Source organism: Bacillus sp. 05T31 (assembly GCF_056396725.1).
In genome coordinates this window covers 1-542 of the sequence record NZ_JBFTMA010001295.1, presented here as the reverse complement: position 1 = coordinate 542, position 542 = coordinate 1, and the positions used below count along the sequence as shown (strand labels likewise).

The following is a 542-nucleotide window of genomic DNA, read 5'->3' as shown; positions in this document are numbered from 1 at the left end:
GTTTTAAAGTCGATTAAAGTAATTCCGTCTTCCTCTTCGATCATGCAGTCGATAACCCCTTGGACAAGTATTGATTCGCCTTTCTTCCCTTGCCAATCTTGATACGCTTCTTCTGCTGAAAGCATCATCGTAAATGGTACTTCACGTTCAACACTTTTTGCTGCTAATACCCTTTTACCTAAGTCACTGTCAAAGAATGAAATTACCTTTTCAATCGCTATTTCTTCAGCTTGTTCAAATGTTAATAGTTCTTTATTTACCATTCTTGCAATTTGTTCTTGAAGAACTTCAATCGTAATTGGTTTCTTCAAATCTACATGCTGCATAACGGCATGGACTGCTGTCCCTCGCTCTGCGTATGTTAGCCCTTTTTTCTCCATAAAGCGCGGACGTGTTTTAATTGGTGCACGAAGTTTTTTAATAAAGGCGTTATCGCTACCTTCTTCAGATTGATAATTTCTCTTTATTTCTGTAACAGACTGCTTCGCACGGTGAGATGTCGCGTCCGTATAACCGTATTCCCACATCAATCTGTCGTACAC

The 542-nt window shown here is 39.5% G+C and carries 1 protein-coding gene; it reads right to left on the bottom strand.

All coding sequences use genetic code 11. The features are described 5' to 3' along the window. Positions 1-542 (bottom strand): PD-(D/E)XK nuclease family protein (locus AC1DJR_RS32995; protein ID WP_477004565.1); only part of this gene is annotated, 542 nt, incomplete at both ends.